The sequence below is a fragment of the Sinorhizobium saheli genome (assembly GCF_001651875.1).
Taxonomy (GTDB): domain Bacteria; phylum Pseudomonadota; class Alphaproteobacteria; order Rhizobiales; family Rhizobiaceae; genus Sinorhizobium; species Sinorhizobium saheli.
Map to the genome: position 1 here is coordinate 150324 of NZ_LNQB01000076.1, position 24330 is coordinate 174653.

At 66.0% G+C, this 24330-nt stretch carries 18 protein-coding genes and 1 pseudogene; 8 read left to right on the forward strand and 11 right to left on the reverse strand.

Going from position 1 to position 24330, the window contains the following annotated elements; translation table 11 throughout:
* Nucleotides 1–73: 73 nt before the first annotated feature.
* The 3 genes from ATB98_RS17890 to ATB98_RS17900 are packed head-to-tail and all read right to left on the reverse strand — an operon-like array spanning nt 74 to nt 4211.
* Entirely contained in the window at nt 74–2308 is a 2235-nt protein-coding gene (locus tag ATB98_RS17890; protein ID WP_066875838.1) for a hybrid sensor histidine kinase/response regulator, read from the reverse strand.
* Nucleotides 2305–3471, reverse strand: coding sequence for an FIST signal transduction protein (locus tag ATB98_RS17895; RefSeq protein ID WP_066875839.1), 1167 nt, complete (start codon nt 3469–3471; stop codon nt 2305–2307). Before ATB98_RS17895 ends, ATB98_RS17890 begins: the two co-directional genes overlap by 4 nt.
* A 50-nt stretch (nt 3472–3521) precedes the next feature.
* A complete protein-coding gene (locus ATB98_RS17900; protein WP_066875840.1) occupies nt 3522–4211 on the reverse strand; it encodes a response regulator in 690 nt (229 codons plus the stop codon).
* Between the two features lie 422 nt (nt 4212–4633).
* Between ATB98_RS17900 and ATB98_RS17905 the strand changes: the two genes are divergently transcribed.
* From ATB98_RS17905 to ATB98_RS17935, 7 genes and pseudogenes are all read left to right on the forward strand, one after another.
* A complete protein-coding gene (locus ATB98_RS17905) occupies nt 4634–7468 on the forward strand; it encodes an EAL domain-containing protein (RefSeq protein WP_066875841.1) in 2835 nt (944 codons plus the stop codon).
* 275 nt (nt 7469–7743) lie between these two features.
* The gene (locus ATB98_RS17910; RefSeq protein ID WP_066875842.1) at nt 7744–8427 is read left to right on the forward strand and encodes a LuxR C-terminal-related transcriptional regulator; all 684 of its coding nucleotides are present in this window, start codon (nt 7744–7746) and stop codon (nt 8425–8427) included.
* A 240-nt stretch (nt 8428–8667) separates the two neighbouring features.
* A pseudogene (locus ATB98_RS17915) lies at nt 8668–9459 on the forward strand (CheR family methyltransferase); the annotation flags it as partial.
* Nucleotides 9460–9615: 156 nt separating this feature from the next.
* Nucleotides 9616–10134, forward strand: coding sequence for a chemotaxis protein CheW (locus ATB98_RS17920; protein ID WP_234781933.1), 519 nt, complete (start codon nt 9616–9618; stop codon nt 10132–10134).
* A complete protein-coding gene (locus ATB98_RS17925; protein ID WP_066875845.1) occupies nt 10131–11768 on the forward strand; it encodes a methyl-accepting chemotaxis protein in 1638 nt (545 codons plus the stop codon). The genes ATB98_RS17920 and ATB98_RS17925 overlap by 4 nt, the downstream gene beginning before the upstream one ends.
* On the forward strand, nt 11765–13903 hold the full coding sequence (locus tag ATB98_RS17930; RefSeq protein WP_084435532.1) for a hybrid sensor histidine kinase/response regulator: 2139 nt from the start codon (nt 11765–11767) through the stop codon (nt 13901–13903). The genes ATB98_RS17925 and ATB98_RS17930 overlap by 4 nt, the downstream gene beginning before the upstream one ends.
* 9 nt (nt 13904–13912) lie before the next feature.
* Nucleotides 13913–14968 carry a chemotaxis protein CheB gene (locus ATB98_RS17935; protein ID WP_066875846.1) on the forward strand — a complete coding sequence of 352 codons (1056 nt, stop codon included), beginning with the start codon at nt 13913–13915 and terminating at the stop codon, nt 14966–14968.
* A 20-nt stretch (nt 14969–14988) separates the two neighbouring features.
* On the opposite strand, the gene ATB98_RS17940 is transcribed toward ATB98_RS17935, so the two are convergent.
* From ATB98_RS17940 to ATB98_RS17975, 8 genes are all read right to left on the reverse strand, one after another.
* Entirely contained in the window at nt 14989–15960 is a 972-nt protein-coding gene (locus tag ATB98_RS17940) for a type II secretion system F family protein (RefSeq protein ID WP_066875847.1), read from the reverse strand.
* Between the two features lie 9 nt (nt 15961–15969).
* Nucleotides 15970–16971 (reverse strand): type II secretion system F family protein, encoded by a 1002-nt coding sequence (locus ATB98_RS17945; protein WP_066875848.1) that lies wholly within the window; start codon nt 16969–16971, stop codon nt 15970–15972.
* Between the two features lie 34 nt (nt 16972–17005).
* Nucleotides 17006–18439 (reverse strand): CpaF family protein, encoded by a 1434-nt coding sequence (locus tag ATB98_RS17950; protein WP_066875849.1) that lies wholly within the window; start codon nt 18437–18439, stop codon nt 17006–17008.
* A gap of 93 nt (nt 18440–18532) precedes the next feature.
* Nucleotides 18533–18703 (reverse strand): Flp family type IVb pilin, encoded by a 171-nt coding sequence (locus ATB98_RS17955; protein ID WP_066875850.1) that lies wholly within the window; start codon nt 18701–18703, stop codon nt 18533–18535.
* Between the two features lie 343 nt (nt 18704–19046).
* Nucleotides 19047–19451, reverse strand: coding sequence for a TadE/TadG family type IV pilus assembly protein (locus tag ATB98_RS17960; protein ID WP_066875874.1), 405 nt, complete (start codon nt 19449–19451; stop codon nt 19047–19049).
* A 17-nt stretch (nt 19452–19468) separates the two neighbouring features.
* A complete protein-coding gene (locus tag ATB98_RS17965; protein WP_066875851.1) occupies nt 19469–21214 on the reverse strand; it encodes an AAA family ATPase in 1746 nt (581 codons plus the stop codon).
* Between the two features lie 71 nt (nt 21215–21285).
* Nucleotides 21286–22083 carry a Flp pilus assembly protein CpaB gene (gene cpaB / locus ATB98_RS17970; RefSeq protein ID WP_066875852.1) on the reverse strand — a complete coding sequence of 266 codons (798 nt, stop codon included), beginning with the start codon at nt 22081–22083 and terminating at the stop codon, nt 21286–21288.
* 27 nt (nt 22084–22110) lie between these two features.
* Complete coding sequence (locus ATB98_RS17975) at nt 22111–22623, reverse strand: A24 family peptidase (protein WP_066875876.1); 513 nt, start codon at nt 22621–22623, stop codon at nt 22111–22113.
* A 193-nt stretch (nt 22624–22816) separates the two neighbouring features.
* Here ATB98_RS17975 and ATB98_RS17980 point away from each other — a divergent pair, with 193 nt between their 5' ends.
* Complete coding sequence (locus tag ATB98_RS17980; RefSeq protein ID WP_066875853.1) at nt 22817–24109, forward strand: pilus assembly protein TadG-related protein; 1293 nt, start codon at nt 22817–22819, stop codon at nt 24107–24109.
* The last annotated feature ends 221 nt before the right edge of the window (nt 24110–24330 follow it).

A 24330-nucleotide genomic window follows, 5' to 3' on the forward strand; every position in this document is an offset into this window, starting at 1 on the left:
GGCCTTCCCTTTGTCGGCACAAGCCTAGCAGCGGCTGCGACGCTGTCACCGGAGACCTTTGTCGGTGTTTGGTTCAGGCGACGCGCGCCCGGGTCTTCCAGTCGATCAGAGCCCTCAGCCGCACCAGTTGCACCGGCTTCGCGAGCACGGCAAACGACATCTCGTTGCCGAGCCGCAGGAATTCCTTCTGCCGGCTCGCCGAGATGATGACCGCGGGGATTTCGACGCCCGCCAGCGCCCGCAGCGTGCGGATCGTCTCTATGCCGTTGTCGCCGTCGTCGAGCTGGTAGTCGGCCAGCAGGATGTCGGGTGCGGTCCCGATTTCCTGCATCAGCGCCGCCGCCTCGGCGGTCGAGCCGGCGGCCAGGACGCTCGCGCCCCAGCTCTCCAGTATCTGCGTCATCGCGTGAAGCTCGTCGGGATCGTTCTCGACAACCATGACGATGAGATCGAGGCTGCCGTCGACCATCGGCTCCATCGCCGTATCTTCGCAATCGCTCGCCAGACCGGGCGCGGCGAGCGGCACCTCGATCGAAAAGACCGAGCCGCGGCCGGGCTCGGAGGAAAGCCGGATCGGATGATCGAGATGACGGCAGGCCCGCTCGACGATCGACAGGCCAAGCCCCATGCCGGGGCCCTTGCCGACGCCGCCGGCACGGGTGAACTCGTTGAAGATCCGGCTCTGGTCCTCCTCGGAAATGCCGATCCCGGTATCCCACACCTCGATCCGCAGCCGATTGCCGGCAAGCCGGCAGCCGACCAGCACGCGGCCGCGCTCCGTATATTGGATGGCGTTCACCACCAGGTTCTGGATGCAGCGCATCAGGTAGCGCTGATCGCTGGTGACCCAGCGCGTCGACGGCACGATCCGCAGCTCTATCCCCCTTTCCGTCGCAAGCGGCGCCAGGTGCTCGGCCATCCCCTTCAGGAGGCTTCCAAGATCGAAGGAGGTGATGTTGAACTCGGCCCCCGAACTGTCGAGGCGCGAAATGTCGAGAAGCGCCTGCAGCAGCGATTCGATCGAGGCGAAGGACCGGTTGAGCCGGCTGATCGCATCCTCCGCCCCCGGCCGCCCCGCGGCGTCCGTCAGCATCGACAGATAGAGTTTGGCGGCATTGATCGGCTGCAGGAGATCATGGCTGGCGGCCGCCAGGAAGCGGGTCTTCGAAGTGTGGGCCGCTTCGGCCGCCTCCTTGGCCTGCCGCAGTGCGGCTTCGATCCTGCTCTGCTCATGCGCGTGGATCTGCAGCAGGCGATTGGCCTCGGTCAGCTCGGCGGTCCGCTCCTGTACCCGTTGCTCGAGGAGCGCCGCCGCCTGCGTCTCCGTCGTCACGTCCATGACCGACACGATGAACCCGTCGTCGGGCAGCGGACGGACGCGGATGTCGAGGCTCATCCCGTCACGCCGCCGGAACCGTTCCTTCACCGTGTCGCCGCGGCGCATCGCCTTGAACCAGCCGGCGAATACGGGCTGGCCGCCCTTGCGGTCGAGAATCTCGTGCCGCTCGACATATTCGATGATGCGCTGGAAACGACTTCCCTTCTTCAAAAGCGGAAGCGGGACGGCAAGAAGCTCGCCGAAGCGCTCGTTGCGGACCAGCAGGTCGCCGCGCGAAGAAAACGTGCAGATGCCGAGCGGCATGTGGTCGAAAGCCGCCTGCAGGAAATGCGCCTGCTGGTCGATCAGGCGGTTCTTCTCGCGCCGGTTCTCCCTGACGATATCGGTGATTTCGGTCTGCAGGACGGTGATGTTGCCGGAACTCGTCTGCCGGTAGGAGATCTGGAACCAGCGGTCGTTCCGCAGTTCCATCACGAAGGAGGAAAAGCGCGGACCGGACCCATGCTCCGGCTGGGGGCGGCCGGCCGTCTCGCTGCCGTCCCGCTTCAGATGCTTGCTGGCGCTGACGGCCGCAAGATAGTCGTCGAACCCGAGGCCGGGCTTGATCAGCGGTTCGATGTCGGGCAGCAGCTGCCGGAACTGGGCGTTGCAGACCTGCAGCCGGTCTTCGGAGAAAAGGGCGAAGCCGCCCTCCATCGCCACCATGGCGTCGGCGAGGTTTCTCTGGATGCGCTCCTGCGCCTGGTAGGCGATCTCGAGCTCGCTCGATGCCCGTCCGAGCGTATCGAGCGCCTTTTCCAGGTCCTTGGTCTTCTCCCAGACCTCCGTCTGAAGGGCGATCGCCGATTCGAAGAGCGAATAGGCCGAGCCGCCGACTTCGTGGCCGCGCTCGGCGCGGTTGATCAGGGCCTCGATGATCTTCGCCTGCTTGGCGATCTGGATCTCGTAGGGATCGTCCGGATTGATCATAGCGGCGCCACTCCCTTCGGCCGGAAGAAGGCGACGCCGACGAAGGTCTGGTTCACATGGACGCCGAGATGCTGTTCGCCGTAGGTGTTGAAGCCGATCACCCGGTGCTGCCGGAACTGCTCGGACGCCTCCCCGTCCAGGCCCTTGCGCTCGATCTCCAGCTTGCGCAGGTAGCAGTCGAAACCGAGGATGAAATCGGGCGCCTCGTCCTTGTCGCGGACCGCAAGCCCCGCATCGAGGGTGCGGATGATTTCCTTGCCGCGACCGAGCGTCAGCAGGAGGCCGTCGTCGATCGCCGAAAGGAAGGTGAGCCCGTGCTTGCCCTGGATCTGCTGGATCGCCCGCACATGGTAGAGATTGCGATTGCGGACCAGCACGGGGTTTTCGGCGAAGATCGTCGGCGACAGTTCGGAGACCGGCACCTCCACCAGGCGGGCATATTCCTCAGCCGCCGGCGAGCCGTTGATCTCGAGGACCAGCCGCTCCTCTGGCACGGCGCGGGTGACGACCATGCGTTTGTCCGTCGGCTGGAAATGGTCGAAGCCGAGGCCGCTGAAGGCGAGGTCGGTTTCCAGAAGCAGAAGCAGCGCGGCGTTGCTGTGGAACTCTCCGTTGCGCAGCACCTCGGTCCGCTCGAACCGCAGTCCGTCGCCGGCCGAACCGCCGAAGACCGGAATGTCCTTCAGTCCGACTTCCAGGGCCGCCATCAGGATGTCTTCCTGTTTCGACAGGCCGTCGGCAAAGACCAGCGCCAACCGTTCGCGGCCGGGCGTCGGGCGAAACTGCGCCACGAGCCGCTCCGTCTGCGAGACGACATCGGCGATCGACACCGGCGAGATCGGCTCGAAGAGGATCGAGGCCACGCGGAAGTGACGCCGCTGGAAGGCGATCGCCAACAAGGCGTCGTCCTCATATCCCCGCGGCGTGATCTGCCCGGCCGTGGTGCAGCCGAAGACGACCGTATCCGGCATCGATTTCCTGAGCGCCCGGGCGACGTCATCCGGTTGCAGCGGGTTCGGCACGAAGAGAAGGATGAAGCTCGGCCTTGCGGTCACGAGCTGCCGCTTGATCTCGGCAAGGGCAAGGGCCGCATCGCCGGCATGCGACACGGCGATCCGCACCGCCTCCGCCGGTTTGCGGTCAAGATCGCCGACAGCCGTCATGCGCCGTCATCCTTCGCTTCTGATCTTCGTATCTGATGGCTGGGCACGTCTCACTGCAGATTATGGCGGATCGAGACTTCGCGCACGAGCATCGCCGCCTGGGTGCGATTGTGGACGCCGAGCCGGCGCAGGAGCGCCGTGATATGGGCCTTGACGGTCGCCTCGGCGAGTTGCATCTCGTAGGCGATCAGCTTGTTCGGCATGCCCTCGCAGATCAGCGCTAGAATGCGGGTCTGCTGCTGGGACAAATGCGCGATCTTGCGCGAAATCGCCTCCACCGACCGGTCTGCGGTCGGGGTGCGGGCCGGCAAGGTGTAGCCGGGCGGCACATAGGTCTTGCCGCTCCAGATTTCCTGCATCGCCTCATGGAAGCTCTCGCGGCCGATGTCCTTGGGAATGAATCCCGCGGCACCGGCAGCAATGACCGACTGGACGACGTCGAGCGACGTGATCGCCGAGATCACGATCACCGGGACATCGGGCGTCCTTTCCTTGATCTTCAGAAAGCCGCTGAGCCCCGATGCATCGGGCAGGTTCAGGTCGAGCATGATCAGGTCGGGCGAAAACCGCATCCGCAGCTGCTGCATCGCTTCGCTCAGCGACGTCGCCGTTCGAATTCGACGCGTGTTGAACGCGCTTTCCATCGTCGCGGCCAGCGCATCGCAATAGAGCGGATGGTCATCGATCACCAGCGCCGATTTGATCGAAAGCGGGTGGACGGACAAAGCAGCCCGCGACATGGCTCTCCTCCCAGGATGATTTCCTCGTCAGGGAGCAGCATCAGCCGACCCGAACCTCACTCGGAAAATACCTCTGCTCCCAACGCCGCCATGCTCTCCTCCGCACGACGGCGCAGAATTTGTCGCACAGTTTTCCGGGTCGGGCAATTGCCGAGTTCGGAACGTGGCGATGTCGAGCCATTCGGAAGGATCGGTGCGGGGGCCGGCTGCGATACCCGGCGTGATGGTCTATGCCTGGCGACATATTTACCGTAGATTGTATCCTTCCGGCGGTGCGAGGCTTCCCGCGCGCGGAACCAACGGCACCGCCATTCGTTGTGCTCGACGCTCAGTCGAAAATTTCTGAGTGCATTCCAAGGGGAACCCGGAAAAACCGGGACGAGTGCCGTTCCTGGTCGCCACAGCAAGGTTTGAGGCAGGGGATGAATGTTTCGACACCTTTCCGAACCAGCGCCGACGCCATCGCAAGCATTCTCGACGGAACGCCCGAGCCGCTGATCGTCAAGGACCGGTCGCTGCGCTTCCTGTTTCTCAACGCCGCCGCCTGCGCGCTGATCGGCCGGCCGCGGGAAGCTCTGACGGGGCGTTCGGACCGGGATCTCTGGCCGGAGGAGGTGGCCGGGCGCCTGGCCGCCATGGACAAGGCGGTGCTGGCGACCGGCGAGGGACGCGAGCACGAAGAGCGGCTTACGACATCGGACCGCATCTGCCGCACGCTGCGCCTGAAGAAGCGGCGCATCACCGTTGCGGGGCCCGAGGGAGCGGACCAGCCGCTCCTCGTCGAGACGATCGTCGACGTCAGCGATTTTCGCAGGCGGGAAGAGGACTTGCGCGCAAGCGCGGAGCGCTACCGCGCGATCGCCGATCAGGCTCCGGTGATGATCTGGGTGGCGGACGAGACCGGCGATACCAGCTTCTTCAGCCGCCTCTGGCTCGAGACCACTGGACAGAAGGAGGAAGAGGCGCTTGGGTTCGGCTGGGTCGATGTCATCCACCCCGACGACCGGGAAGTGGTCAAGAAGGCCTTCTTTCATGCGAATACGACCCGGAAGCCGGTCCGGGCGGAGTACCGTCTGCGGCGCGCCGACGGCAGTTGGGCCTGGATTCTCGACGTCGGCCGGCCGCGCTTTGCCGCGGACGGGTCGTTTCTAGGCTATATCGGTTGCGCCCTCGACATCAGCGAGCGGCGGGCGGCGGAGACCGCCCGGCGGGAGACGCAAGCCTTCATCAAGAGCATCTTCGACAGCAGCGTCGACTGCGTCCGCGTGCTCGACCTCGACGGGCGGCCGCTGATGATGAACAAGGCAGGGCGCGATCTCTTCGGCATATCCGCCGATGCCGGCGTCCAGTCCCATACATGGAGCTCGATCGGCAACCCCGCGGACGCGCCGAGAGTCGAGGCGGCGCTCCAGGCGGTGCGGCAGGGCCGCAGTGCCCGCTTCGAAATCACCGTCAGGGACGTGCACGAGAAGGAGCGCTGCATGGACGTCGTCGTGGCGCCGATCCCGAATGCCGAGGGCGTGCCCTACCGCACCCTTTCCATATGGCGGGACATCAGCGACGCCAAGCACGCGAGCGAAGAGGCCGAGCTGGCGCGCAGGCAGGCCGAGACTGCCGCAGACCGGTTGTCCGCCGTGCTCGACAGCACGATGGACAGCGTCATGTTCATCGATCGAGACTGGCACGTGCGCTATCTGAACGAGAATGCCCGGCGCCTGCTGCGGCTCGACGAGAAGGCGCTGGGCGCCGCCCTGTGGCGGCTGTTTCCACGCGAGCGCAAGGGGCTCCTCGCAAGGAGCTGCCGGCGCGTGATGCAGGAGCACAGGCCCGCTTCCTTCGAGGATTATCTGCCGTCGCTCGACATCTGGCTCGAGGTGAATGCCTCGCCGACCCAGGACGGGATCTCGGTCTTCTTCCGCGACATCACCGAGCGCCGGCGTGCGGAGGAGGACCGCCTGCTGGCGCAGAAGCAGATCGCCCACATGGCCCGGCACGACATGCTGACGGGCCTGCCGAACCGGCTGTTCTTTCGCGAATGCTTCGACCAGGCGCTCGAAAAGGCACTCGGCAGCGCGAAGATTGCCGTCCTCTGTCTGGACCTCGACGGCTTCAAGCTGGTCAACGACACGTTCGGGCATCCCGCTGGCGACGCGCTCCTGCGCCAGGTTTCCACACGCCTCGGCCGTGTGGTTGCCGAGACGGACACGGCCGCACGGCTCGGAGGCGACGAATTCGCCGTGATACGGCGGCTGGTAACCGATGGCGAGGCGCCCTCGACCCTGGCGCAGCGGATCATAGACGCGCTCAGCGAACCCTATGCGATCGACACGGCCAGCCTTGTCGTCGGCGCCAGCGTCGGCATTGCAGTCGCCCCGGACGACGGAACCACGGCCGACGAGCTCATAAAGGCTGCCGACGTGGCGCTTTACAGCGCCAAGGCCGCGGGCCGCGGAACCTACCGGCAGTTCGAGCCGGAGATGGGTGCGCAATTGCAGGCGCATCAGCAGATGAAACTTGCCTTGCGTCGTGCCCTCGACCGGCGCGAGCTGGAGCTCTACTACCAGCCGCTGGTCAGCCTCCGGTCGAAGAAGGTCAGCGGCTGCGAGGCCCTGGTGCGCTGGCGCAATCCGGAACGCGGCATGGTCGCACCCGAGAACTTCATTCCCATCGCCGAGGAAACGGGGCTGATCGTGCCGATCGGCGAATGGGTCCTGAAGGAGGCCTGCCGCGAGGCGGCGGCCTGGCCCGCGAGCGTGAGCATTGCCGTCAACCTGTCGCCGATCCAGTTCCGCGACAAGAAACTGGTCAAGGCCGTCGCTGCCGCCATTGCCGCATCGGGCATCGACCCGGCACGCCTGCAACTCGAGATCACCGAGTCGGTGCTGCTGGACGAAAGCGACCATAATCTCGAACTGCTGCAGGAGCTGCGCAACCTCGGCGTCAAGATCGCCATGGACGATTTCGGCACCGGCTATTCGTCGCTCGGTTATCTCAGGAGTTTCCCCTTCGACAAGATCAAGGTCGATCGCGCCTTCATTCGCGACCTGCCGAGCGGCAAGGAGTCGCTCGCGATCCTCAAGGCCGTCGCCGGGCTCGGCCACAGCCTGGGGATCACCACGACGGTCGAAGGGGTCGAAACCGAAGGCCAGCTCGAGACCGTGAACGCCGAGGGTTTCGACGAAGCCCAGGGCTACCTCTTCGCGCAGCCGCTGCCCGCGTCGGAGATCACGATTCTGATCGCCGCGGGGTTGATCTAGGCGGTCTTGCCGCCTGCTTTTCTGAGTGACGGCCGACAGGAGGACAAAACACACGGCAATTCAAGGCTCTGCAGCGACCCCGCGCTTTCGGCCGGCACGCGGCTTTCTACCGGAGCGATTGACGGCCTTCGGTCGATAACACGTGGACCGGGCGGGAACCAATGGCGGGGAACGATCGTTAGTTGCACGTCATTTGTCGCCTTCGTCAACGGGCTGCGGCTCCGTGGCCACGGGATGGCAGGGCGTGGTGGCGCCTGGCTTGAGGGGAAATGCCGATGAATGCGTTCAACGTCGCGATCGTCGCGGATGACGACGAGTTCTTCAGAATAGCTCTGGCGGCCATCCTGAAAAATCAACTGGGCTTTACGGAGGTCGTCGAGGCCGCCTCCCTCGATGAAGCGATCGAACGCCTGGCGGATCGCGGCGACATCTCGCTTGCGCTGTTCGACCTTGCGATGCCGGGCATGGAGAGCGCGGCGAGCCTCGGTGCGGTGCGCGACATCCACCCGGCGCTGAAGGTGGCGGTGGTCTCGGCTTCGGCGCGCCGCTCCGACATCCTGGCGGCGCTTGCCGCCGGCATTCACGGCTACGTGCCGAAGGGCCTCGGCGCCACGGATCTCGCCGTGGCCATCCGGGCGATCCTCAACGGCTCGGTCTATGTCCCGCCGTCGATCGCCGGACGCACGCCATTCTCGCCGGACCCTGACCCGCTGCCGATCGGGGAAGTCCGCCCGGAAAAGCAGCCGCAGCGAGCGATCGAATTCCTCACGCCGCGGCAGCGCGAGGTTCTCTGGCTGCTCGTCCAGGGTTTTTCGAACAAGGAAATAGCACGCAAGCTCCGGCTGGGAGAGGGCACGGTGAAGATTCACATGGCCGCCCTCTTCCGCAGCCTGCGCGTCAGGAACCGCCAGGAAGCGGCGGCAGCCGGCGCGCGGCTGCTGCCGGCGCCGGAAAGATGACCCGCACATAGTCCGATCGGATAGGCCGTGCCCTAGCCATGCGGACGAATAGCCGAATCCAGTTCGAGGACATAGTCATAACAACGACAGCAGCGGAACGGACGTGGAACCGGAATGCGCCAGATCCCAAGCGACAGCCAGGCGAGACCGAACGGCCGGAGATCCGACAATGCGGGAGGGGGCGCGGCCGGCGCGACCTTCCGCGGCGTCGACGCCTTCGCTTCGCGGGTCGCCGACAAGATCGGGCTGAGTTTCCCGGCATCGCGGCGGCAGGCCGTCGCCGGAGCCATTCGCCGGGTGATGGCCAGGCGGCACATCGACGATGCCCGGCTCCTTCTCGACCAGATCGGCGCAAGACAGGACCTGACCGACGAACTGGTGGACGAGGTGACCGTCGGAGAAACCTGCTTCTTCCGCGGGCCCGCGCAGTTCCGCCTGGTCCGGCATACGATCCTGCCGGAGTTGCGCCGGCGGCAGGCTGAGGGGGTGGATATCCGGATCTGGAGCGCCGGCTGCGCAACGGGGGAAGAGCCCTATTCCCTTGCCATTCTCTGTGAAGAGGACGGGCTCTCGGGCGAGGTCCGCATCGCCGCCTCCGACATTTCCCGCAAGGCGCTCGCCGATGCCATGGAGGCGGATTACGGCGAATGGTCGCTGAGGAATACGGGCGGCTACCTCAAGGACCGGTATTTCCGAAGACACGGGACGCGGTTCCGGCTGAGGAGGGAACTCGCCGAGCGGGTCCGCTTCACGAGCGTCTGCCTTGGGACCGATACGCTTCCGGCGCCGGAAAAGGGCCTCGCGGATTTCGACCTGATCCTTTGCCGCAACGTGCTCGTCTATCTCGATGCGGCCGCCGTCCGGCGCATCGCGCGCCAGTTGTTCGACTGCCTGGCGGCGGGCGGCTGGCTGACGACCGCACCCGCCGATCCGCCGCTCTGGAAGCTTGCGCCGTTCGAGACGCTGACCACCGCCGCGGGCGTCGTCTACCGGCGTCCCCTCAACGGACAGGACAATCGAAATTCAGTCGCAGCGCATGGAGGTTCATGAGCAATGACCGTGCCCTCGAAGGCCCCTCCTCGCGCCGTCGACTGGCTTGCCGTCAGGCAACGCATGGCGGAGGCGATGGATGAAACCGTAGCCCTTCTCGATGCAGCTTCCCCGGATTCCGGAAGGCAGGACGCTGACATGAGATCGTCATTGCTCGCCGCTGTCGAGGCGGACGGAAAGGAAGAGCACGCGACGGGCCTGGTGTCGTTCGTGCTCTCGGGGCGCCGATTTGCAATAGACACGCGATATGTCTGCGAAATCGTCCAGGACGCGCGCGTCAGTCCGCTTCCGGGTACGCCCGCTCACGTCGTCGGCGTCCACGACTTGCGCGGCCACCTGATACCGGTGTTCGATCTAGCCGCCCTCCTCGACCTCAGGCACGATATTTCGCCGGCAGCCGACTGGGTGATCGTCTGTGGGGAAACGCAGCCCGAGTTCCTGGTTCTCGCGGACGGGATGCCGAAGGTGGCACGACTCCCGCGGGACGAGATCGTTCCCGCGGCAGCGGGCGACCTCGGCGGCAAATGGGGCGCGGCGACGACGAGCGACGGGACAATCATCCTCGACGGCGATCGCCTTCTCAACGACCGGCGCTTCTTCCTGGAAGGCATTCAGACGAAGGCCGACGGCGAAGATGGAGAGGACGAGATCCCATGAGGTTCCCGCGCGGGACATACGGCACGCTCGGCATCGCCATGTTCTTGTTCGTGGTGGTCTCGGTCCTTATCGTCGGCTCGAGCTTCGTCGCCCTGGAGCGGGTCCGGGCCGACCTCGCCGCGGCCTCGTCGCTCAGCAGGGAACGCATCTTCTACCAGATGCTCTACCTCGCCGGCCGTTTGCCCCCGCGAGACGATCCGAACTGGACGGCCGCCACGTCGGAGCTGCGCGAGTTGATGAATCGCAACGAGCGGATGCTCGACAGGCTTATCAATGGCGATAGGGCTCTCGGCCTTCCCGCCGAAAGCGACCCGGAGGCGCTGGCCCGACTCGAAAGGGTGCGGCAGCAATGGCAGCGCGAAGTCAGGCCGGTACTTGAAAGGGCCATCGCCGAGTCTCCGACGAGCCACGAGGCGCTGCACGAGGCACTGGACGATCTGGACCGGCAGATCCGGGCCTATGCGGCGCAGATCAATGAAAAGATAGACCTCATCGAAGAGACGGGCGCCACCAGGCTCAGGCAGTCGCAATTGCTGCAACTCATATTGTCCGGCCTCGGCGTCGCCATGCTGCTCGTGGCTCTGCGCGTCGTCCGCCGGTTTGCGCGCCGCACGCGCGCCCTCGCGGGCCTGGCGGCCGAGGTCAGCAGCGGCGATCTCTCCCAGAGAGCGACTGTCGAGGGCAAGGACGAGCTCGCCGTCCTCGGCTCGTCCTTCAACGACATGACGGCGAAGCTCGCCGGCATGATCGAGAACGAACGGGCCGACCGGGAAAGGCTCGAGGAGTTGCTGGCGACGATTTCGGAAACCGCGCAGCATCTTTCGTCGTCGGCCGCCGAAATCCTGGCCGGAACGATGCAGCAGGTCGAAGGCATGCGCGATCAGTCCGCGGCGGTCGCCGAAACGGTGACGAGCGTCGATCAGGTGCTTCAGACGTCGGAACAGGCGGCACAGCGCGCGCAGCAGGTTGCCGCCTCCTACGACACGGCCGTCAAGGTCAGCAGCGAAGGCCGCGAGGCGCTCGACGAGACGGTCAGGGTCATGAACGCCGTCAACGCACGGACCGAAGCGATCGCCGGCGACATCCTGTCGCTCGTCGAGAACAGCCTGGAGATCGGCGAGATCGTCTCGGTCGTCGCCGAAATAGCCGACCAGACCAACCTGCTGGCGCTCAACGCCGCGATCGAGGCTTCGCGTGCGGGGGAACACGGCAAGGGGTTCAACGTCGTCGCCAGCGAGATCCGGGCGCTTGCCGACCAGTCGAAATCCGCCACCACGCGAGTCCGACGGATCCTCCTGGAGATCCAGAAGTCGACCAACACCGCGGTAGTCGGCGCCGAGGAAGGAACGAAGAGCGTCAGCCGCGCGCTCGAAACGGTGAATGCCGCCGGTGAAACGATCCGGCAGCTCGAATCGATCATCGCCGATTCGGCCCGCTCGGCCGACCAGATCGCCGCCTCCGCGGGCCAGCAGAGGGCCGGCATGAAGCAGATACACGACGCCATGCACTACATCGAACAGGCGAGCAGCCAGAATCTCTCGGCCATCAGGCAGGCGGAAGAGGCCGCCAAGGACCTGAACGAGCTCGGGTCGAGGCTGAAGGACATGCTCGCCGATCACGGAAACGGACAATGATGCAACCTGAAGAACTCGACCGGCACCTCCTTAAAATGTTCACCGAGGAAGTGAACGAACGGGCGTCCGAGATAGAAAACCTGCTGCTGGCGATCGACCAGGCGCAGGATGCGGAGAAGAAGCGCGCCCTGCAGGAGCACCTGCTGAGATCGGTGCACAGCCTCAAGGGGGCCGCGGGCCTCGTCCGGGTCCGGGGGGTCGAATCCATCTGCCACTGGATGGAGGAACTGCTCTCCGTCGCCGCGAAGGCGGGTGAGGCCGTCGACAAGGCGAAGCTCGACCCGCTGCTGGCGGCGGCGGACGGCATCACCGTTGCGGCCCGCCGTCTGGCGAAAGGCGAAATGCCTTCCTCGTCGGATGCCGAGCGCATGCTCGTCGAGCTCGACGCGGCGATCGGCGCAGGCGCCTATGACGACGGCGACGAACCGGCGGAAGTCCCGCCTTCGCCCGAACCCTGGGCCGATCTGGAGGTGCCTGTCCGCGCGAGCGACATGGACGGGTCCATGCGGGTCTCCGCCGAAAGGCTCGACGCCCTTCTCTATCGAAGCGGCGAATTGCTCGCCTGGAACGCCGTCGTCCAGCGGCACGCGGAGGCGGCGGCTCTTCTGAGGGAACAGGCGCGGAAGCTGCGTGCCGCGGGGCTTTCTTCCCCTTCCGAGGCAGGCGGCATCGAAGCCGGGCTGCGCGAACTCGCCGCCTCGCTGCGCAGGGACGGAAGACTGATGCGCAGTGCGGCGGCGGCGCTCGATCAGGAGGTGCGGCGCGCCCGCACGCAGCCTTTCGCCGAGGCCTGCAAGGGCCTGGATCGCATCGTCAGGGACATGGCCGCGGCTTCCGGAAAGAGCGCGGTACTCGAGGTCCTGGGCGGCGAGATCGAAATCGACCGCTCTATCCTTGCCGGGCTGCAGGATTCGCTTCGTCACCTCGTCCGCAACGCTATCGCCCACGGGATCCAGTCTCCCGAGGAGCGGCGCAAGGCCGGCAAGCGGGAGAAGGGGAGAATTGTCATCGCGGCCTCCGTTCTTGGCGATCGGGTTCAGGTGCTGGTCGAGGATGACGGCCGCGGCCTGGACACGGCGTTCCTGCGCAGGCTTGCAGGCGAAACGGATGGGCAGGCGGCCCTCGACGGGCAAGAGCTTCTGCGGCGCGTTTTCGAGCCCGGGATTTCCACCTCCGGCACGGTCACCCGGCTCTCCGGTCGCGGCATAGGCCTCGACATCGTGAAAAACGCCGTCGAGAGCATGCGCGGCACGGCCGATGTCGCGCAGGTGCCGGGTGGAGGCGCGGCCTTCACGCTGACGCTCCCACTTACCCTTGCGACCGTCCGGGCCCTGGAAGTCTTTGCCGCCGGGCAGATCTTCACGATCGACACGGCTTCCGTCCAGAACGTCGTCAGGGTCTCGCGGCGCGATCTTCTCGCATCGGAAGGCAGGTTGGTGACGACGCCGGCCGGCTCCGTCCCGTTCCTCGATCTTGCCGATTGGCTCCGTCTCCGGCCGGCGAGCCGGCCGCCCGCGGAGATCATGCCGGCCGTGGTGATCGGCGCCGGAGATCGGCAGGCGGCTGTCATCGTCGATGAGATCGTCGGCGAACAGGAGCTCCTTGCCCGCTCGCTCGGGCCGCGGCTTGCGAAGGTCCGTCACTACAGCGGCGGGATGGTCCTGCCCGATGGACGGATTGCGCTTCTTCTCAACGCCGCCGCCGTGATCGAGGCGGCGGTGGCCAAAAGCATGCGGAGCGGACCGAGCGCGCCCGCTGTCGGCCGGAGCGAACGCCGCAAGGTGCTCGTCGTCGACGATTCGAAATATATCCGGACGATGGTGAAGCTGATCCTCGAGAGCGCGGGTTACGCGGTCGCCATGGCGGCTGACGGCGGCGAGGCGCTCGCGTATCTCCGCGACAATCGGGCCGACATCGTCGTGGCCGACGTCGATATGCCGAAGATGGATGGCTTGAAGCTGACCGAAGCCATCCGCGGCTCGGACGGCCTCGCCGGCATGCCGATCATCCTCTTCACCGGGCGCGACACGCCCGAGGACAAGGCGCGCGGTCTGGGTGCGGGCGCCAATGCCTATCTGACGAAGAACCAGCTCGATGCGCAGCAGTTTCTGGAGACCCTTCGCCAGGTCGCATGAGGAGCGCAAATGATCCGCATCCTTCTGGCCACCTCCAGGATCGACCTCCAGGAACTCCTGGAGCGGGCGACGCGCGCCGACATGGCGACGCAGCTCCTCGCCGTGGCGAGAAACGGCAGCGAGGCGGTCACGATGGCGCGCCAGCTCTTGCCGGACGTCGTCGCCGTGGACCTCAGGCTCGACGACGACATCGCCGAAGCGGTCATGGAAATCATGGTCTCGGCGCCGGCGCCGATCGTCATGGTCTCGCGGGAGGACGGCATCGAGCTCGGAGCGCGATCAGATCGAGCGCTGGAGGCCGGCGCCCTTGCCGTCATCCGGGCGCCGTCTGCCGCCGACGGCCGCCTCGATACGGCTTCGGCGGAAAAGTTTCTCTCGACGATCAAGGCCATGGCCCAGGTGAAGGTGGTCCGGCAATGGCGCAGGAAGGCAGCGGGCGCCCCGCGGACCGACCCGGTTGCGCCGGTTGCGCCGGCCGCGCGCGACACCCCGATCGGCATCGTCGGCATAGCCGCCTCCACCGGCGGTCCGGCTGCGATCCGATCGATACTGATGAAAGTCTCCGCCGCCTTCCCCGCCCCGATCCTCGTCGTCCAGCACATGTCGAACGGGTTCATCGACGGCGTCGCCGCCTCGCTCGACGCGACCGTGCCGATGCGGGTGAAGGTGGCGGCCGATGGCGAGCGGCTGCGGCCGGGAACCGTCTATCTCGCGCCGGACGGCTATCAGCTCGGCGTCTCCGGCCGCTCGCGCATCCGGGTCGCCGACGATGCGCCCGTCGACGGATTCAAGCCGTCCGGCTCCTATCTGTTCGACTCGATCGCCCGCGCCTTCAAGGACGAGTCCCTCGCCGTGGTTCTGACCGGCATGGGCAATGACGGGACCGAAGGTCTCCGCCTGCTCCGCAAGGCCGGCGGCAAGGCGATCGCCCAGGACGAGACGAGCTCGATCGTCTTCGGAATGCCGAAATCGGCGATCGCCGCTGGCCTCGTCGACCACGTCCTGCCGCTCGATAGCATCGCCGCAAAAATCGTGGCTCTGGCGGGCGGGAGGAATGATGCGTGATCGGGGGTCTTGTCCCTTCGCTATTGAATGCCGGCGATCTGGATGGCCGCGGGCGTCACGATCACCGCGAAGAGGACCGGCAGGAAGAACAGGATCATCGGCACCGTCAGCTTCGGTGGCAGCGCCGCCGCTCGCTTTTCGGCGTCGGTCATGCGCATATCGCGGTTCTCCTGCGCCATCACGCGCAGCGCCTGGCCGACCGGGGTGCCGTATTTTTCGGCCTGGATCAGGCTGGTGACGACGGCGCGGACGCCGTCGACGCCGGTTCTTAGCCCCAGGTTCTGGAAGGCCTGGCGCCGGTCCTGCAGGTAGGAAAGCTCCGCCGTCGTCAGCAGGATCTCCTCGGCGATCTCCGGCGATTGCACGGCGATCTCCTCACCCACCTTGCGGAAGGCGCCCTCGATGCCCATGCCGGATTCGACGGTAATCAGCAGGAGGTCGAGCGCATCCGGCCACGACCGGCGGATCGCCAGTTGCCGCTTCGTGATCCTGTTCCTGATGAAGATCGCAGGCGCGTAGTAGCCGAGCGAGCCGAGGCCCGCGGCGATCGCCACGACCAGCAGCAAGGGCGCATCCGGCCGGATGACGAGAAGAAGATAGAGCAGGCAGGCGATGAAGATCGCAACCGGCGCTATGAGCCGGACGGCGAGAAAGGTCGTGATCACCGCATTGCCACGGTAACCGGCCATGCGCAATTTGTGGGCGATCTCGCCGTCCTCCGCCTGGGCGGAAAGATTGAAGCGGTCGACGATAGCCTTGAACAGGCGCTTCGGTTCGGCGCGCAGCGACACATTGCGCTTCTCGGCGCCAAGCCGGGCGCGCTCGCGCTGGCGGATGCGCTCGCGCTCCCCCTCCACCTTCCGCATGCGCTCGCCGAGCGTGTCGCGGAAGATGTAGGGCCAGGAAACGGCAACGACCGCGAAGAAGACCGCGAAGCCGGCCAGGATGGCGGCCAATTGCTCGGCAGGGGGAATATGCGCGGCGAGGCTCATGAGCGTTCCTCAAAAGTCGAAGTTGATCATCTTGCGCATGACGAGAATGCCGATGCCCATCCAGACCGCACAGCCCGCGAGCACGATCTTGCCGGTGAGCGTCGTGAAGAGAAGCGTCATGTAATCCGGGCTCGTCAGGTACACGGCGCCGGCGACGAAGAAGGGCAGCGCGCCGATGATGCCTGCCGAAGACTTCGCCTCGGCGCTCATCGCCTTGATCTTACCCTTCATCTTCTTGCGCTCGCGGAGCACCTTGGAGAGGTTTCCAAGCGCCTCCGAAAGGCTGCCGCCCGTGCGGGCCTGGATGCCGATGACGATGGCGAAGAACCTCGCTTCCGGCATCGGGATGCGTTCGCACATGCGCAGCACCGCCTCGTCGACCGGGATGCCGAGCGTCTGGTCCTGGGCGATGGTGACGAACTCGCCCTTCACCGGCTCCTCGGCATCCGCCGCGATCGCCCGCAGGCAATCGGTCATCGGCAGGCCCGACTTCAGCCCGCGCACGATCACGTCGACCGCGTTCGGAAACTCGGCGCCGAAGCGTTTCAGCCGCGCCTTGCGCTTGGCGTTCACGTAGAGGTGCGGCAGGAGCAATCCGCCTGCGACGGCAAAGCCCAGCGCCGGAAGGGCGCCCAGCCCGAGAAGCAGCATCAGAGCACCGGTGGCCATTGCGGCGCCGAGGCAAACGAGCAAATAGGCCTGGCGCGGCCAACCGAGGCCCGCCTGCCGAAGCCGGCCGGCGAGCGACGGCCTGGCACTCTTGCGCGCGTCGGCCTTCTGCTTCTTTTCCATTTCGCGCAGGGTCCGTTCCACGGAACGACGACGGTCGCGGCCCTCCTCGTCGCGCGCCTGCGCCTTTTTGGCGACGGTATTGTCGGCGAGGCGCTCGAACCGGCGGCGGTAGGCATTCGCCTTGCCGACGCGCGGATAGAACACGGCCAGCATGACGCCGCCGATGCTCGTGGTCGCGAGCGCGAAAACGAAAAGGGGGAAGAGGAACGGCGTCAACATCTCTGTCTGTCCAATGCCAACGGCGCATCCCGCTCTAAGCGGCCGCCTTTATCTCCGCGGCGTCGAGGGCTGCCGCCAGCCGTGCTTCTTCGCCGAAATAGCGGGCGCGATCCCAGAAGCCCGGGCGGCCGATGCCGGTCGAGCGATGCCGGCCGACGATGTTGCCCTTGGCGTCCTCTCCGAGGATGTCGTAGACGAAGAGATCCTGCGTGGTCACCACGTCGCCTTCCATGCCGAGCACCTCGGTGATGTGGGTGATGCGGCGCGAACCGTCGCGCAGGCGCGCCGCCTGGACGATGACGTCCACCGACGAGACGAGCATTTCGCGGATCGCCTTCGCCGGCAGCGAATGGCCGCCCATGGTGATCATCGCTTCGACACGCGAGATCGCCTCGCGCGGCGAGTTGGCGTGCAGCGTCCCCATCGAGCCGTCATGGCCGGTGTTCATCGCCTGCAGGAGATCGAAGGCCTCCGGCCCGCGCACCTCGCCGACGATGATGCGCTCGGGCCGCATGCGGAGGCAGTTCTTGACGAGGCTGCGCATGGTGATCTCGCCCTGCCCCTCGATGTTCGGCGGCCGGGTCTCGAGGCGCACGACATGCGGCTGCTGCAACTGCAGCTCGGCCGCGTCCTCGCAGGTGATGATCCGCTCGCCGTGGTCGATATAGCCCGTCAGGCAGTTGAGCAGCGTCGTCTTGCCGGAGCCGGTGCCGCCGGAAATCAGCACGTTGCAGCGGACGCGCCCGATGATCTTGAGGATCTCGGCGCCTTCCGGCGAGATCGAGCCGAAGCGCACCAGCTGGTCAAGCTTCAGCTTCTCTTTCTTGAACTTGCGGATGGTAAGCGACGGCCCGTCGATTGCGAGCGGCGGCGCGATTACGTTGACGCGTGAGCCGTCGGCAAGGCGCGCGTCGCAGATCGGGCTCGATTCGTCGACGCGCCGGCCGACCTGGCTGACGATGCGCTGGCAGATGTTCAGGAGTTGCTCGTTGTCGCGGAAACGGATGCTCGTTTCCTGCACCCGCCCGCCGACCTCGATGAACACCTGGTCGGCGCCGTTCACCATGATGTCGGCGATGTCGTCGCGTGCGAGGAGCGGCTCCAGGGGACCATAGCCCAGGATGTCGTTCAGAATGTCGGTCAGAAGATCGTTCTGCTCGGCCATGGAAATCCCGGCCTTCTTGGCAGCGACGATGTCGTTGACGATCGCGCCGATTTCCTGGCGCGCCTGCTCGCCGTCCATGCCGGAGAGCGCTGCCACGTCGATCGTGGCGATGAGCGCGCCGAAGATTTCCTTCTTCAGAGCGTAGTATTGCTCGGCCTTGTCGGCCTTGACGGCCGCGGCAGGGCCGGCGGGCTTCTCGACCTGCGGGCTCGGCGCAGGCACCGTTTGCGGTTCGCGCATGGCCTCCGGCTGGACAACCGCTTCGAGAACCTTTTCCTCCGAGAGAGACTTCTTGCCGAACATCGATGTCGCCCTGCTGACCGTAGTGAAAATGTCCTTCACGCAAAAGCGGAAGGCGATCTGCCTCCCGCTGCGCGGCGCCCCCGGCGGCCCGGATTAGCTGATGGTGATCGAGTCTGCGATTTTCTGGAACGCGGCCTTCACATCGGTGCCGACAGCGGTCACCGCGCCGATGATCACGACGGCGACGAGGCCGGCGATCAGGCCGTATTCGATGGCGGTGGCACCGGATTCGTTGCGGGCGAAACGGACGAGAAGATTTTTCATGGGTCGATCCTTCAAGTGGGTTGAGGTTGCGCCGACGTTGGGTTCGGCATCACAGGGCCGGGCCGGGTTCTGCCCTCGTTTCCCGCTTGCTGTGTGGCCTTCATATAGACCTTGTTAACCCTTTCGATCCATTCGGCCTCATGGCCGATGCCTCATGGCCGATCCCGCCCGAGGCAGGGCTCGGCCTGTTGGTCTAGTCCGGTTGCGAGGTCGTGCGGCAACCGACTTTTCGCCGCGCGCGTCCGGCCCCATCCCGATCATCGGAACGGGGCAGACTGGTCGACACGGGGCAAGGTCTCAAATCGGCGCACATCCACCCGGGGCAGGCACGAGCGCCGCCGCATCATCCCATCGGGATGCGCCGCGACAGGCCGAGGGCGATCGGACCGTCCGCCAGGCCGGGCACGAGGAAGGTGAAGCTGTAGCGCAACGAGAGAACCCGGAAGTCGATGCCGTCGACGGTTTCCTTGCCGAGGGCTACCTGCAGCAGTGCCGGATCGCCACCGCTGAAATTCTCGCGCACGATGGCCTGGAGCTGCGAATAGGCCTCGCTGTCGGAGAGGTTTCGACCGACCTGCCCGATCAGCACCTTGCGCGCGGCAATGTCCGCGGCATAGGAGAGATTGTTCTCCAGATAGAAGGCCCGGCCGAACTCCACGATGCCGAGCGCCAGCAGAAGCAGGGGCAGGCAGACGAGGGAGAATTCGACCGCCGTCGCCCCGGACTGGCAGCGGCGCGCCCGTCGCATGGCACTGAAAAAGACGGTCACCGGACCTGCACCTGCAGGGACGAGCCCAGGGCAAGATCCGGCAGGAACTCCGGCAGCGACATCGCCTGGTAGGTTTTCGAGGCCTGCAGGCGATAAAAGACATATTGCGGCGCGGAACTCGCGCAGCCCGTCGCCGCGCAGGCGGGCGCGTCGGCGGGCGCCACATCCGCCTCCTCCGGGCAGGCGCAGTAGCGCTTGACCGAGGTCTGCACGCCGACTTCGGGCGCGGCGCTTTGGCCGAGGGTCGACTGCACGACCTTCAGGACTTGCGCCTCCCCCGGATCCGTCATTGCGGCCTGGGCGCCGGCGCGCAGTACGTGATCGATCGTCATGCGTTGGTGGAGCGCCAGCGCGACATCTGCCGTCGCCACCAGGCCGAAGGCCATGACCGGTGCGATGAGCGCGAACTCGACGGCGGAAACGCCTGCCTCGGATGTCTTCAGCTGCCGGAACCGCTGCCGCAAGGATACCCGCTGCCCCATCGTCTTCCGGTGCTTCACGAAATTCGCCATGAGGCGCTGAAACGCCGATTTCGGCTGCGTGCGCCGCTCGCGCGTGCCACCGATCCGCCAGGCAAGCGCGACCATTGCCTTGCCGGCTGGCGAAGCCGGGGCGGTTTCAAGGACGAGGCGACCATCATTGGCGGCCTTTCCGAAAAGCTGCGGATCGAAGGGAACGGCGATGTGCTCCTCGAGCCCGATCGCCGCGGCGAAGTCCTTGGGCTTGATCTCCGGGAGCTTCGGCGTTCCCACCTTGTTGATCACGAGCCGCGGCGGCGGATCGTTGGGCCGGGCCGTCTTGAGGAAGTCGATCATGTTTTTGGCGTTGCGCATGCTGGCGAGCTCCGGCGTCGCGGTAACGACGATCTCGTCCGCTTCCAGCAGGATCTTTCGCGTCCATTGGGTCCAGAGATACGGCAGGTCGACGACGACGTGCCAGGAGCTCGAGCGGGCAACGTCGAGCAGCCGGTCCACGTCGCCTTCGCTGAGATCGACGAATTTGTTGTAGCCGCCCGCGGCCGTCAGCAGGTGAAGACGGTCGGTGTAGGACACCGCGAGCCGCCTGAGCAGCACGTCGTCCAGGCGATCCGTGCCCTCGAGCACGTCCGCCATGCCCTGCGGCGATTCCACGTCGAAGTTCAAGCCGAGCGTGCCGGACTGCAGATCGAGGTCGGCCACCAATACGTCGGCGCCCGTCCGGTTCGACATGGCCAGTGCGACGTTGTGGGAAAGCGTGGAGGATCCGGTCCCGCCCTTGGCACCGACGAAGGCGACGATCCGCCCGAGCTTTTCCTCGTCCGGATCGCGAAAGCAGCGGTGCACGGCGGCAATGAAGGCCATGGGATCGAGGGGCGCGAGCAGGTAATCGCTGACGCCGGCATCGAGCAATGTCTTGTAGAGACCGATATCGTTGGAGCGGCCGACGACGATGACCTTCGTCCCGGTGACGCACTCCACCGCGAGCGCCTCCAGCGCCTGCATGAGCCGCGCCTTGTCGTCGTTGTTCTCGATGACGACGAGGTTCGGGGAGGTCACGCCGCCATATAGCGCCGTCGCCTCCCTGCTCCCGCCCTCTTTCACCGTCACCGTGGCCCGCGCCATCCGCCGGTCGATGGCGGCGGTGCGGACGGCCGCAGCGACGTCCTCGGACGTGCAGAACACCGCGATGTCCACTTTCGGAATGGACAGGAGCGGCGATCCGGCCGCAGGCGCATCGTGGATTTCGTTCTCTGGCTGTTGCATGGTCTTGACGCTTCCACAAACGGGTTTAGAGCACATTGCAGTCAGGTGGCGCGAACGGAGCGCATCCCGCTCTAACTGCCGTTGGTGCGGGATGAGGGGACTTCCACCAGGGTCGCGCCCTCGCCGTTGAAGACGCGGACGAGGACCGTGCGGCTTTTCTCCGTCACGACGGCGGGGGCTTCGTCATGGTCCATGCTTGCCCTCAATGCGAGCGAGACCGTGCCGGAAGCCTCGGCGGCGGCGATGACGGCGATCTGCTCCGGCTCCACCTCGAGCGTCGCGGTCTTTCCGACGACCGCCCCGCCCTCGCCGTTGTCGGAGGCGACCTGGTCGATGGCGAGAACCCGCAAATTGGTCAGGATCGTGCGGCTCGTCACCTGTCCGCCCTCCCCGGTCGAGCCCGGGCGGGCAACCGTGTGAATGACGTCGACCCGGTCATTGGGAAGGATGAAGCCGCCGGCCGTGCTTTCGGCATTGACGCGAACCGCGATCGCCCGCTTGCCTTCCGGCAGCGCTCCCGACAGGAATCCGGCGCCGCGCTCGGCAAGCTTGTCCTCCCGGATCGGCTCGCCGGCAACGAAGTCCGCATGGGCGGTGAAACCCTTGAAGGCCGAGATGGCGTCGGGGCGGGCCGCCCGGCTGACGAAGACGGGCGGAACGTCGCCCTCCCAGGCCTGCCAGCGCATGTGTTTTTCGTCGATCACCGTGCCCCGCGGCAACTCGGAGGCGGCGACGAGCACCTCCTGAAGCGCTCGTTCTTCGGTCGCCGCCGTTTCCAGCTCGGCAGGCGTTTCAGGCGAGCCGGAGGCGAGCCAGGCGGCAACGCCGCCGGATGCGAGGGCGATGAAGAGTATGATGATCCGGATCATGGCGGCGGCGCCTTCCAGGTTCGAGGGTCAGAGAAGTGCGCTGTACCAATGGCTCTCGGGGAGCAGCCATAGCGCCGCCGGAGCCAGTGCAACGCCATAGGGAACGCCGCTGCCGCGCCGATGGACGCGCCGCGCCCATGCGGTCGCCTTGAGGGGCGCAGGCAAGGGGCGGTTGCGCAGTTGCAGGATGGCGACCGTCAGGGCGGCGCCGAATACCGACGCGTAGAGAACGAAGTCCAGCGTCAAGCCATTGCCGAGCCAAAGCACGGCGACCGGGATGAGCTTCGCATCGCCGCCGCCGATCCAGCCGAGGGCGAAAAGCGCGAATGTAAAGGCGAGTACGATCAGCGCGGCCAAGGCGCTCAACAGCACCGTTTCAAGGCCGACGCCCGCCGCGGCCGCGAGGACCGGATAGGCGGCCGTCAGAAAGAGCACGAGACGGTTCGAGATCGTCATCGTCGCCAGGTCCTTGACGCCGGCATAAATCATCGTCCCTGCAAACAGCAGAAACGCAATCCAGGCTGCGGATACCGATAGCATTTTGCGGACCTTTCGCGAGAGCAAGGGCGTTTCAATTTCCCGCGAAATGTGCCGCCTGACGCCTCAGAGCGCCATTCAGCCTGATGGTCTAGGCGCCATGTGAAGGCGCGGACTAGACCAACCCGCCGAATCGCAAACCCTGCCGGGGCGGGATATATCGTTCACGCTTGAAAAATGAGGATTCAGGACTCCCATGAACGACAGCAGCGCCTCGAAGACCACGCCGCGCCGGATCGGCGGTCGCCTGCGTCGCCTGTCAAGGGACGAGACCGGCGCCGTCGCCGTGATCGCGGCAATCCTGTTTCCCGTCGTCGTCGGCGCGATGGGGCTTGGGGCGGAAACCGGCTATTGGTACCTGAAGAAGCGCAAGCTGCAGCATGCGGCCGACGTATCGGCCCATGCGGCCGCCGTTCGCCATCGCACCGGCGACGGGCTTGACACACTGAAGGAGGCCGCCACCCGGGTCGCAGTCCGCTCGGGTTACATTGCCTCGTCCGGCAGCATCACGGTGAACACCCAAATGGGGTCGGCGGCGGGAAGCGGCAAGGTAACCGTGGTCCTCTCCGAAACGCACGCGCGGCTCTTTTCCTCGATCTTCTCGGCGGAGCCCATGCTCGTCCGTGCCCGGGCGGTTGCCGAGGTGAAGGGCGGATCGAAGGCATGCGTGCTCGCGCTCTCGAACGCCGCCTCCGGCGCCGTCACGGTGACGGGCTCGACGGAGGTGCGCCTGTCCGGCTGCAGCGTCATGTCCAACTCGGCTGCGACCGACGCGTTCCTGATGAAGAACGGCAGCGCGATGATGTCGACCGACTGCGTCTACACGGTCGGCGAAGCCGTTACCACGACCGGTCTCACGCTCACCGGCTGCAGCGCGCCGATCGAACGGGTGCCGCCCTCTGCCGACCCCTTCGCCTCGGTCGCCGAGCCGGAAGAGCTGCACATCCGCCAGCTTCCCTGCCGGACGCTTTCCTATATCTCGGACCCCGCCTATAGGCTCGATGTCATGCCGAGCGGCGTGGAGGCGATCCGGTTCTGCGACGGCCTCGAGATCCACGGCACGGTCAATCTGAAGCCGGGCCTCTACATCATCGATGGCGGCACCTTCACGGTGAATGCGGGAGCGCAGCTCACCGGCGAAGGGGTGACCGTGTTTTTCGCAAACTCGGCCTCGGCAAAGCTCCTCGGCAATGGCGACATCGACCTCTCGGCGCCGACTTCCGGCCCCTTTAAAGGCCTGCTGTTCTTCGCCAGCCGCCATTCGACCGGCGTCGTCCACCAGATCACCGGCAATTCCGAGTCGAGCCTGCGCGGCAACCTCTACATGCCGACCGGCAGCATCGAGTTCACCGGCAACTCCTCGGTCGCCGGCGGCTGCGTCCAGATCGTCGCGGACCGGATCACCTTCACGGGCAACTCGTCGATGGAGACCTGCGCCCTGGAGGACGATGAAATCCTCGTCGGGCAGACGGTGTCTCTGATCGAGTAGCGTTCGGGCGCCGAGCGCGACGCCAAGAGCGTCGGAGAGCTTCGCGAAGAACGCGAGCAATCCCTGCGGAGCGGCGATGATTCTGCGATCAGGCTCATCCGGATTGTGCTTGCGACGTGTGGTCGATTTGCGCGACCCGTTTAGCAGGCTGCTGAAAAAGCCCTCTGGCTTTTGGGTTTTCGCCGTGATTCCCTACGGCTGCAACAGAGGGACTGATTTGC

Bases quoted from the DNA above. Each gene is read 5' to 3' on its own strand.
- ATB98_RS17890 (WP_066875838.1), bottom strand. From the start codon at position 2,308: ATGATCAATCCGGACGATCCCTACGAGATCCAGATCGCCAAGCAGGCG.
- ATB98_RS17895 (WP_066875839.1), bottom strand. From the start codon at position 3,471: ATGACGGCTGTCGGCGATCTTGACCGCAAACCGGCGGAGGCGGTGCGG.
- ATB98_RS17900 (WP_066875840.1), bottom strand. From the start codon at position 4,211: ATGTCGCGGGCTGCTTTGTCCGTCCACCCGCTTTCGATCAAATCGGCG.
- ATB98_RS17905 (WP_066875841.1), top strand. From the start codon at position 4,634: ATGAATGTTTCGACACCTTTCCGAACCAGCGCCGACGCCATCGCAAGC.
- ATB98_RS17910 (WP_066875842.1), top strand. From the start codon at position 7,744: ATGAATGCGTTCAACGTCGCGATCGTCGCGGATGACGACGAGTTCTTC.
- ATB98_RS17920 (WP_234781933.1), top strand. From the start codon at position 9,616: ATGAGATCGTCATTGCTCGCCGCTGTCGAGGCGGACGGAAAGGAAGAG.
- ATB98_RS17925 (WP_066875845.1), top strand. From the start codon at position 10,131: ATGAGGTTCCCGCGCGGGACATACGGCACGCTCGGCATCGCCATGTTC.
- ATB98_RS17930 (WP_084435532.1), top strand. From the start codon at position 11,765: ATGATGCAACCTGAAGAACTCGACCGGCACCTCCTTAAAATGTTCACC.
- ATB98_RS17935 (WP_066875846.1), top strand. From the start codon at position 13,913: ATGATCCGCATCCTTCTGGCCACCTCCAGGATCGACCTCCAGGAACTC.
- ATB98_RS17940 (WP_066875847.1), bottom strand. From the start codon at position 15,960: ATGAGCCTCGCCGCGCATATTCCCCCTGCCGAGCAATTGGCCGCCATC.
- ATB98_RS17945 (WP_066875848.1), bottom strand. From the start codon at position 16,971: ATGTTGACGCCGTTCCTCTTCCCCCTTTTCGTTTTCGCGCTCGCGACC.
- ATB98_RS17950 (WP_066875849.1), bottom strand. From the start codon at position 18,439: ATGTTCGGCAAGAAGTCTCTCTCGGAGGAAAAGGTTCTCGAAGCGGTT.
- ATB98_RS17955 (WP_066875850.1), bottom strand. From the start codon at position 18,703: ATGAAAAATCTTCTCGTCCGTTTCGCCCGCAACGAATCCGGTGCCACC.
- ATB98_RS17960 (WP_066875874.1), bottom strand. From the start codon at position 19,451: ATGCGACGGGCGCGCCGCTGCCAGTCCGGGGCGACGGCGGTCGAATTC.
- ATB98_RS17965 (WP_066875851.1), bottom strand. From the start codon at position 21,214: ATGCAACAGCCAGAGAACGAAATCCACGATGCGCCTGCGGCCGGATCG.
- cpaB (WP_066875852.1), bottom strand. From the start codon at position 22,083: ATGATCCGGATCATCATACTCTTCATCGCCCTCGCATCCGGCGGCGTT.
- ATB98_RS17975 (WP_066875876.1), bottom strand. From the start codon at position 22,623: ATGCTATCGGTATCCGCAGCCTGGATTGCGTTTCTGCTGTTTGCAGGG.
- ATB98_RS17980 (WP_066875853.1), top strand. From the start codon at position 22,817: ATGAACGACAGCAGCGCCTCGAAGACCACGCCGCGCCGGATCGGCGGT.